Origin of the sequence: Bradyrhizobium campsiandrae (genome assembly GCF_014529705.1) — a bacterium.
GTDB classification, from domain to species: Bacteria; Pseudomonadota; Alphaproteobacteria; order Rhizobiales; family Xanthobacteraceae; genus Bradyrhizobium; species Bradyrhizobium campsiandrae.
The window spans coordinates 22,882-32,448 of sequence record NZ_JAANIH010000086.1 but is presented as its reverse complement, the minus strand read 5'-3'; the positions used below and the strand labels follow the sequence as shown (position 1 = coordinate 32,448).

The 9,567-nt window shown below is 64.5% G+C and carries 8 protein-coding genes; 1 reads left to right on the top strand and 7 read right to left on the bottom strand.

Going from position 1 to position 9,567, the window contains the following annotated elements:
* Positions 1-84: 84 nt before the first annotated feature.
* From G8O24_RS38240 to G8O24_RS38230, 3 genes are read right to left on the bottom strand one after another with little or no spacing between them, the layout of a single operon-like run.
* Positions 85-1,623, bottom strand: coding sequence for an AMP-binding protein (locus tag G8O24_RS38240; RefSeq protein WP_188107675.1), 1,539 nt, complete (start codon positions 1,621-1,623; stop codon positions 85-87).
* 54 nt (positions 1,624-1,677) lie between these two features.
* A complete protein-coding gene (locus tag G8O24_RS38235) occupies positions 1,678-2,808 on the bottom strand; it encodes a DUF5938 domain-containing protein (RefSeq protein ID WP_188107674.1) in 1,131 nt (376 codons plus the stop codon).
* 39 nt (positions 2,809-2,847) lie between these two features.
* On the bottom strand, positions 2,848-3,651 hold the full coding sequence (locus G8O24_RS38230; protein WP_188107673.1) for an SDR family NAD(P)-dependent oxidoreductase: 804 nt from the start codon (positions 3,649-3,651) through the stop codon (positions 2,848-2,850).
* A gap of 369 nt (positions 3,652-4,020) precedes the next feature.
* Between G8O24_RS38230 and G8O24_RS38225 the strand changes: the two genes are divergently transcribed.
* The gene (locus G8O24_RS38225) at positions 4,021-4,632 is read left to right on the top strand and encodes a TetR/AcrR family transcriptional regulator (RefSeq protein ID WP_244646277.1); all 612 of its coding nucleotides are present in this window, start codon (positions 4,021-4,023) and stop codon (positions 4,630-4,632) included.
* A 44-nt stretch (positions 4,633-4,676) separates the two neighbouring features.
* Here G8O24_RS38225 and G8O24_RS38220 read toward each other — a convergent pair whose 3' ends face one another.
* From G8O24_RS38220 to rpoN, 4 genes are all read right to left on the bottom strand, one after another.
* Positions 4,677-6,311 carry a caspase family protein gene (locus G8O24_RS38220; protein WP_188107671.1) on the bottom strand — a complete coding sequence of 545 codons (1,635 nt, stop codon included), beginning with the start codon at positions 6,309-6,311 and terminating at the stop codon, positions 4,677-4,679.
* Positions 6,312-6,451: 140 nt separating this feature from the next.
* On the bottom strand, positions 6,452-6,913 hold the full coding sequence (gene ptsN / locus G8O24_RS38215) for a PTS IIA-like nitrogen regulatory protein PtsN (RefSeq protein WP_188107670.1): 462 nt from the start codon (positions 6,911-6,913) through the stop codon (positions 6,452-6,454).
* A 284-nt stretch (positions 6,914-7,197) separates the two neighbouring features.
* The gene (gene hpf, locus G8O24_RS38210; RefSeq protein WP_188107669.1) at positions 7,198-7,797 is read right to left on the bottom strand and encodes a ribosome hibernation-promoting factor, HPF/YfiA family; all 600 of its coding nucleotides are present in this window, start codon (positions 7,795-7,797) and stop codon (positions 7,198-7,200) included.
* Positions 7,798-7,881: 84 nt separating this feature from the next.
* Entirely contained in the window at positions 7,882-9,507 is a 1,626-nt protein-coding gene (gene rpoN, locus G8O24_RS38205; RefSeq protein WP_188107668.1) for an RNA polymerase factor sigma-54, read from the bottom strand.
* Between the last annotated feature and the right edge of the window lie 60 nt (positions 9,508-9,567).

Genomic DNA, 9,567 nt, shown 5'->3' with positions numbered 1-9,567 from the left:
CCCTAACCCTCCCCCACAAGGGGGGAGGGAACGGAGAGAGCGCTGTTATCGCCCGAACTCAATTCGACCTAAATCCATCACGCCCTAGCCGCCCGCGCGACCCGTCAGCCGCGCGCGAATATCCGGCTTCAGCACCTTGCCGACCTTGGAGCGCGGAAGATCGTCCCAGACTTCGATCTGCTTCGGCGTCTTGACGCTGCCGATCCGCTGCTTGATGAAGGCCGCCAGCGCGCTCGTATCGACGCGCTGGCCGGCGCGGGGCTGCACCACGGCGACGATCCGCTCGCCCCATTTGTCGTCGGGAAGGCCGATCACGGCGCAATCCTGCACCGCCTCATGCGCCCGCAGCGCGTTCTCGACCTCGATCGAGTAGACGTTGAAGCCGCCTGATATGATCATGTCCTTGGCGCGATCGACGATATAGAGATAGCCGTCATCATCGATGTAGCCGATGTCGCCGGTGTGATGCCAGCCATGCGCGGAGGCTTCCGCCGTGGCTTCAGGGTTCTTGTAATAGCCCTGCATCACCAGCGAGCCGCGCACCACGATCTCGCCGCGCGCGCCTGACGGCAGCAGATTGCCGTCGCCATCCATGATGCCGGCCTGCACCAGCGGGCTGATCCGCCCGGCAGAGGCGAGGCGCTGCATCGCGATGGTGCCGTCGGCATTGTAGTGCTCGTCCGGCGCCATCATCGAGATCATCATCGGCGCTTCGGTCTGGCCGAACAGCTGCGCCATCGGCCCGATCCGCCGGAGCGCCTCCGCAAGCCGTGCGGCCGAGATCGGCGCCGCGCCGTACCAGAAGCATTGCAGCGATTCGAGGTTGGCGGAGTCGAGCCTGGGATGATCGAGCAGCATGTAGATCAATGTCGGCGGCAGGAAGGTGTGCGTGACGCTGAAACGCGCGATCAAATCGAGGAATTCGGCGATATCGGGGTGATGCATGATCACGATGCGGCCGCCGAGCGCCATGATCGGGAAACACAGCACGCCGGCCGCGTGGGTCAGCGGCGCCAGCGCGAGATAGACCGGGCGTCCCCTGAACGGATAGCCCATCAGCGTCAGCGCCGTCATGGTCTCGATGTTGCGGCCCGACAGCATGACCCCCTTCGGCTTGCCCGTGGTGCCGCCGGTGCCGGGAAGCATCGCGAGATCGTCGACCGTCTCGCGCTGGTAGGGGTCATCAGAGAGGTCGGCGAGCCAGCTCTCGAACGAGGGCGCGAAGGGCAGCTCGGCATCGAGGCAGACGAGGACGCGCAGCTTCGGCAGCCCGGCGCGCATCGCCTCGACCATCGGCGCGAAGCTGGAATGGAACAGCAGCGCCCTGCAATCGAACTGGTCGAGGATGATGCGGTTTTCCGCCGCCTCGTTGCGCGGATTGATCGGACACCAGACCCCGCCGGCGCGGGAAATGCCGAACACGCAGCCAAACGCGACCGGATCGTTGCCGGAGAGGATCGCAACCTTCTCGCCGGGCGCGATGCCGGAACGGTCGAGCCCGCGCGCGATGCGGTAGCTGAGCTGCTGCACCTCGCGGTAGCTGAGGTCGCGCCCGTCCATGGTCAGGCACGGCGCATCGGCGCCGAGCGAGGCGCCTTTGTCGAGATAGTCGATGAAGCGCATGGTCGATCTCGCGATGAGGCGGGTGGCGCGTGTTGGCGCCACCCGCGATCGAGTTCAGTCGTGGATCGTCAGAACAGGCTTGCTGACCAGTCCAAAGCTGCGCAATTGGCCGAGCAGCTCGTGATGGCCGAAGGCCTGGCAACCGGAGGCAAAGCCGACGCGCTTGGGCGGCTGCTGCAGCAAATGCGCGGCAGCATAGGCTTGCAGCAGGCCGGTCTGCTTGTAGTTGCTGTTGCCGGTGATGACGCAGTGCGCGCGCCCGAGCGGGCCGGAGGCATGCACCGAATCCAGCGACTTGTTGACACGCGGGTTCTCGCGCGGCGGCATGGTGTTCATCACGCCGGCGGCGGTCTGCGCCAAGGCGGCGTAGCGGTCGTCGGGGTTCATGTCCTTGGTCGCTTCCAGCGCGGCAGCGACGATCTGCGGCACGCCCAGCATCAGTCCGCGATTGAAAACGCCGCCCAGCACCTTCACATTGGCCACGCGCGGATCGCGCTTGAACCAGACGGGATGCGAGGTGCCGCCCCAGGGCAGCGCCAGCGCCAGCTCGTGCTGGCCGGGGATGGCGAGGTTGGTGAGGCCGGCATCGGGCTGATGCTCGACGTACTTGTTCTGCTCCAGATAATAGGCCTTGGCCATCGCGGCGTTCACCAGGATGGTCTGGGTCGAGGCGATGGTCGGGCTGCCGCCCCAGAACACGGCGATATCGAGCGTGTCGAGGCCTGGAGTCTCTAGGCACAGCTGGGCGGCGATCTCGCCAGTGGTGTACATCTGCGCGATTCCCGGCGCCAGCAGCAGGCCGGCATTGGCGAATTTGGTGCCCCATTCCTGCTCCAGCGTGATCAGCCAGTCCTGTTCGCCAGTCGTATCGGTGTAGTGGCATCGCGAGGCCCAACAGGCCTGCACCACCTCGCCGCCGAACCTGGCGAACGGGCCGACGGTGTTGAGCACCACCGAGGCGCCGCTGAACAATTCGGTCAGCGCGCTCACGGTGTGCGGCACTTCCACCACCTCGTAGTCGGCGGTCTCGATGCCGGCCACGTTCGCCTTCATCGCGGCGTTGAGCTTCTCGGCGCTGCGCCCCGCAGCGATGAAGGGGATGTTGTATTCGCGCAAGTATTCGCAGACCAGCCGGCCCGTGTAGCCGGACGCGCCATAGACGATGACGGGCTTCTTCGCACTCATTCTCGTTCCTCCGGAAATGTTGCTTGTTGGGTTCTTGGCTTACATGCCCATGCCGCCATCGACCGGCAGGCCGATGCCGGTGATGAAGCGCGCCTCGTTCGAGCACAGGAACACCGCAGCATTCGCGATGTCGCCGACCTCAGCCAACTTGCCGAGCGGCGTCTGCTCCACCACCGAGCCGACCGCGGCGTTGACGTCGGGCGCGAGTCCGATCTTCACGATGTCGTTCGCCAGCTGCATGCCCATGTCGGTCGGGATCAGGCCGGGATAGATGCAGTTGACGCGCACGCCATAGCCGAGCTTGCCGGCTTCCATCGCGCCGACGCGCGTCATGCGGTCGACCGCGGACTTCGTGCCGGAATAGACCGCGATGCTGGGGAAGGCGATCGTCGCCGCGACGGAGGCGATGTTGACGACAGCGCCGCCCTTGCCGGCCGGCCCGCCCGGCCGCATCGCGCGGAAGGCGTGCTTCATGCCGAGCACGGTGCCGACGATGTTGACGTCGCACATCCGCCGCGCGTCCTCGGCCGTGACCTCCGAGATCAGCGAGGTGATTTCGATGCCGGCATTGTTGATGAGGATGTCGTAGCCGCCGAGTGTGGCGACCGTCGCAGCGGCCGCTTTCTCCCACTGCGCATCGTCGGTGACGTCGAGATGCACGAAGCCGGTCTTCACACCAAGCCTGGCGATCTGGCCGGCGCTGTCCCTGCCGACATCATCGAGGATGTCGCCGATCATGACCGCCGCACCGGCGTGGGCCAATGCCTCTGCAATAGCGGCGCCTATGCCGCGGGCGCCGCCGGTGACCAGGGCTTTACGGCCATCAAGACTCTTCTCGCTCATCGCACGTCCTCCCTTGTTGATCTCTCGGATCGATCCCTTGGATCGACCGTTGGTCCCTTGGACTGATCTGTTCGCTGATGGTCTGTGCGTGCTGCGCTTCGCAGCACGGTGCCGGCGCGGCGGCGCATCGGCATGCAAGTCCGTTCCGGCGGCGCGGCGCCGGTGGGTGCATTTCCTCCATTTGCGGACGTCTTGACGACTGTCCAAATTCTTGGCGCGCACACTCCGCCCGGAGCTTGACAGTTGTCAAGCCAAAAATTTGACAGTTGTCAAAGAGGATGGTCTGTAGACGACGACGACGGACAGAGTGATCGTCGTGACGAAGAGACGGGAGACAACGCGACAATGGCGCGGCGAGCGACAGCAGCAGTGAAGCGTGAGTCCGCGGTCGATGTCGTGCGTGACGACAAGTTCAACGCGCGGCGGATCGAGCTTGCGGAGGCCGCGCTCGAAACCCTGGGCGAGCTCGGCTTCGCACGCACCAGCCTGCGCGAGATCGCGCAGAATTCGGCGTTCACGCACGGCGTGTTCCACTATTATTTCAGCGACAAGCTCGACCTGATCTGCTGCTGCGTTCGCCACTACAAGGCGAAGTGCGTGACGCGCTATGACGAGGTCGTCGCGACGGCGACGAGCCGTGACGAACTGACGGAGGGTTTCCTCGCCAAGCTCGCCGCAACGCTGCAGAACGAAGCCCGCATGCACCGGCTCTGGTACGATCTGCGCTCGCAGGCGATGTTCGAGGCGGCGTTTCGCAAGGACGTGCTCGAGATCGACAAGAGCCTGGAAGCGATGATCTGGCGCATCGCCTCGCGCTATGCCGAGTTCGGCGGCAAGCGACCGCTGTCGTCGCCAGCGGCGCTCTATGCGCTGTTCGACGGTCTGTTCCAGAGTGCGCTGCTCAAGCACCTCGCCGGTGACAAGGCGGCCGTCCCCGAACTGCTCGACGAAGTCCGCCGCCTGCTGCCGACGGTGTGCTGACGCGCACGAGCCGCGCGCGATTGCGTCCGCAGACGTGTGCGCTGCTATTTCGCGGCCACGAAGAAGAAGTCCTGCCGACCCGAGATCGATCCGTAGCTGAACGGCTTCTGCCTGCCATTCGTCGCGTCCATCACGTCGTCCCTGACATAGTCGAACAGCCTCCGCACCTCGAGCCCGGGCTTGACGACATTGGCGACGAAGGCGCTGGCAAACGGGCTGTTCGCGCCGTCCCCATCGAGCGCCGTCTCGCCATCCTTGGCCGCGTAGACGACCAGCGTGCCGGCCTCGGGCTCGATCGCGGCGAGGCCCCGCGAAACCGAGCGGGTGGCTCCGGCGAGCGTGCGCTTCATCTGGCCGGCGAAGGGGTTGTTTCGGCAGGCGTCCAGAATGACGAGGCGCAGGCGGCGGGCGCGTTCGGCAACGTTGATGACCTGGTCGAGCGGCACCGCCTCGAAGCCGATATCGCGATCGGAGGCGATTTTGGCATCGGTCGGAACGAGGTAGTTCACTCCGCCGATCTCCACGCCATGACCGGCGTAATAGATGACGGCCCAATCCGCGGTCTCGGCTTGCGCCGCGAAGGTTCGCAGCGCCTGGACCAGGGCCTCCTTGCGAAGGTTGGTCACCAGCGAAACCGCATCGAAGCCGGTGCGCTTCAGGGTGTCGGCAACGAGCGTCGCATCGGGGACGGGATTGGTCAGGACCGGCACGTTGTCATAGGCGGAATTGCCGATGACGAGGGCAACGCGGCGGCCCCGCTGATCCGGCTGATCGGTGACCTTGTCCACCGGAGTCGTCGCCGCGACGACGGCCGGCGCATTGGTGGACGGCGCCGTCGCCGTGGGCACGCCGGGAAGCGCGGCAAGCCGCTTCCGGGCGATCTCCTGCGCGGATCTGCTCGTGTATTTCGGCGGCAGCGCGACAGCCGCATTGAAATCCGCACGCGCCTTCGCGATCTCCTTGATCTGCTCGTAGCAAAGACCGCGAGCAGTGAGCGCGTCCGTCAAGGACGGATCGATCCGGATCGCTTCATCGTAATCAGGCAGTGCCCGATCGCACTGGGATCTCTGACGATGGATGTCGCCGCGATTGAGGTAGGCCACCGCATATCCGGGATCGAGACGGATGGCCTCCGAATAATCCGCGATCGCGCGGTCGTCGTCGCCCCTGGTGTGATAGAGCAGACCGCGATTGTTGTAGGCGAATTTGAACCTCGGATTGATCCTGACCGCTTCGTTGAAGTCGCGCAGCGCGCGATCGGCGTTTCCCGTGGCGGCGTAGGACATCCCGCGCTCATTATAGGCGTCGACGTCAGCGGGATTTTGCCTGAGGGCTTCGGTCTGATCGGGAATGGCCCGCCCGTACTCGTTTTTCCGGACCAGGGCCAATCCCCGATGCCGATAGACGTTGTCGAGCTTTGGATCGAGGCGAATGGCTTCGGTAAAGTCGGCGATGGCGCGATCCAGATCACCCCTGTCGCCATATTCCGCGCCGCGATTGTCGAACGCCCAGGCATCGCGTCCGCCGCTTTGTGCGATGAGGTTCGAGCACGCCGCAATGCGGCCCTCGCTGCCGCGTTGCGCGCAGGTCGATCGGTCATCCGCCTGCGCCGGAAACAGGCTCGCGAGCTGGACGACGCAGAGCAAGGTCCAGATCAAGGCAAACCGATTGCGTATCATTGCCACTACTCACCCGGAAACCGGCCTGCACCATCAAAGGCCACTGCATCTGATCATCGCCCCCTTGCGATGATCATAGCCGGACAAATCTGGCAAGGCAGATCAAAGTCACCGGCCCCGCGCGTCGCCGCGCATGGACCTCAGGCCGCGGTCGCGGGCGGCAGGGCCAGCACCGAGTAGATCGCCTGCGCATCGCGCGAGGCGCGGAGCTTCTTGGCGATGTCCTGGTCGCGCAGCAGGCGGGCGATGCGGGCGAGCGCCTTCAGATGATCAGCCCCGGCGCCTTCGGGGGCGAGCAAAAGGAAGACGAGGTCGACCGGCTGGCCGTCCATCGCCTCGAAATCGATCGGGCGATCGAGCCGGGCGAACAGGCCAAAGATCTTGTCCAGCTTGGGCAGCTTGCCGTGTGGAATGGCGACGCCGTAGCCGACCGCCGTGGTGCCGAGCTTCTCGCGCTGCAGCAGCACCTCGAACACCGAGCGCTCGTTCTGACCGGTCAGCTCGGCGGCCTTGGCCGCAAGCTCCTGGAGCGCCTGCTTCTTGCCGTTGACCTTCAATGCCGGGAGAATCGCCTCGGGCGCGACCAGATCGGTAATCGGCATGGAAGTGTTCCGAGGTGAATGAAGCCGTCAGGTTCCGAATTGGCCAGCTTGATAGACCAAGCTGAGCCGGCGTCAATAACATGAAGCAGGAGGCGCACTTAGCCCCGTTCCTGATGTGGGGCGCTTCTACTCCAACGCAATCCCGGTGCCAACTCCTGCGTGCGGCTTTACAGCGGTCATTGTTAAGACCTGTGGTTGATACGGGGAGCGCCCTGGATGCCGGGCAGATTCATGGTTTGACGCGTTCCTCACGCGAACCGGTCTCCCTTTCGCTGGAAAACGCTCTAGTCGGCGGGTTTGGCGCCTGGCGGGTCGATCCAGCCGACATTGCCGTCGGCCCGGCGGTAGATGATGTTCACCCGGCCCGAGGAACCATGCTGGAATACCAGGCAAGGCGCCCCGCTGAGGTCGAGTTCCATGACAGCCTCGCTGACCGACAGCTGCTTCAGCGACGTGGTGGACTCCGCGATGATCACGGGGCTGTAGCCGGTGACCTCCTCCTCGTCCTCGCCCTCGCCCGGCGCCTCCAGCACGTAGCTGGTGGCATCGAGGGCAGCGAGGGCGGCGGAGGCAACATGGGCCTTGCGCGCCGAGCGGTCCTTGAGCCGGCTCTTGTAGCGCTTGAGCCGCTTCTCGATCATCACCAGGGCCTGATCGGCGCTGGCATAGGCGTCTTGCGCGTTCGAATCGGCTTCCAGCGTGATACCGGAATCCAGATGCAGCGCACAGTCGGTGCGGAAGCCGAAGCCGTCCTTGCTGAGCGTGATGTGGCCGGAATAATTGCCGTCGAAATATTTGCGAAGGACCTCTTCGGTCCGGTCGGAGACGCGGCCGCGGAGGGCCTCGCCGACGCTAACGCTCTTGCCCGAAATCCGAAGAGTCATGTGATGCCTCGCTTGGTTCAATCGGCCTAGCTTGGATCGGTCGCAAATGAGGGATGAGAGTAGCGCGATTTCGCGCCAGCGCAATCAGGCCGGTTCGGGATTGCGGGAGCGATCCGACATTGCGGTGGAAAGGACGTTACCAAGAGCGCTCTGCTTGTCGCGACGGCGTTGCACCGAGGACGGAATGCGCATGGCTTCGCGGTACTTCGCAACCGTGCGGCGGGCAATATCAATGCCGGACGCACGCAACCGTTCCACGATCGTATCGTCGGACAGAATCGCCGAAGGCTCTTCTGAATCGATCAGCTGCTTGATGTGGTGTCGTACGGCTTCGGCCGAATGCGCCTCGCCGCCGTCGGCCGAGGCGATCGAGGCCGTGAAGAAATATTTCAACTCGAATGTGCCGCGATTTGTCGCCATGTATTTGTTGGCGGTGACGCGCGACACCGTGGATTCATGCATCTGAATGGCGTCGGCGACGGCCTTCAGATTCAGCGGCCTCAAATGCGCGACGCCGTGGGTGAAGAAACCGTCCTGCTGGCGCACGATTTCGGTTGCGACCTTCAGGATGGTGCGGGCGCGCTGGTCGAGCGCGCGCACCAGCCAGGTGGCGTTCTGCAGCGCGTCGGTGAAATAGGATTTGTCGCCGTCCTTGCCGACCTTTTTCGACAGCTCGGAATAATAGGTCTGGTTCACCAGCACGCGCGGCAAGGTGTCGCTGTTGAGCTCGACATGCCAGCCACCGTCAGGACCCGGGCGGACATAGACGTCGGGCACCATGGTCTGCAGCCGCGCCGAGCCGAACTTCATGCCGGGCTTGGGATTGAGCCGCCTGATCTCGCCGATCATGTCGGCGATGTCCTCGTCGTCGACGCCGCAGAGCTTGCGAAGCGCGGCGATGTCGCGCTTGGCGAGGAGATCGAGATGCTCGACGAGAGCCTGCATCGCGGGATCGTAGCGGTCGAGCTCGCGCAGCTGGATCGCCAGGCATTCGCTCAAGGATCGCGCGCAGACGCCGGGCGGATCGAATTTTTGCAGCACGGCAAGAACGGCCTCGACCTCCTCTTGCGTTGCACCAAGGCGCTCGGCGGCCTGGCCAAGATCGAGCGGCAGGTAGCCGGCCTCGTCGACGAGGTCGATCAGGTACTGCCCGATCATGCGCTGCGCCGCGCCGGTGAAGGCGACCGACAATTGCTCGGCGAGATGGTCCGACAATGTCGTCTCGGCCGCGACAAAGGCTTCGAGATTGTAGTCCTCGTCGCCGGAGGCGCCGCCGCCCCATTCGGTGTAAGTGGTGGGCGCGGCGTCCTGGGCGTTGCGCGCGGCAGCTTCCGCCGGCTCTTCGGAGAAGACGTTGTCCAGGCCCGTATCCAGGGTCTGCTCGATCTCGGCCCGGCTGCCGAGATCCTTGCTCATCCACTCTTCCTGGCCTGGCTCGAAAGCCTCGCTGCTGCCGCCAAAGCCGTCAGCGTCGCCAGAACTGCCTGAATCATCGCCATCATGGTCGCCGAACTGGGCGGTCTCGGCAGGGGCTTCGCTGGGGGCCTCGTCGCTGGCCCGCTCCAGCAGGGGGTTACGCTCGAGTTCCTCCTCCACGAAGGTCGTGAGATCCAGATTCGACAGCTGCAGCAGCTTGATTGCCTGCATCAGCTGCGGCGTCATCACCAGCGACTGCGATTGCCGGAATTCTAATCTCTGCGTAAGCGCCATGAAGCAAGAACCGTTCCCGAAAATTTGGTCCGATTTTTGCTTATCCTAGTCTCGCGCCGA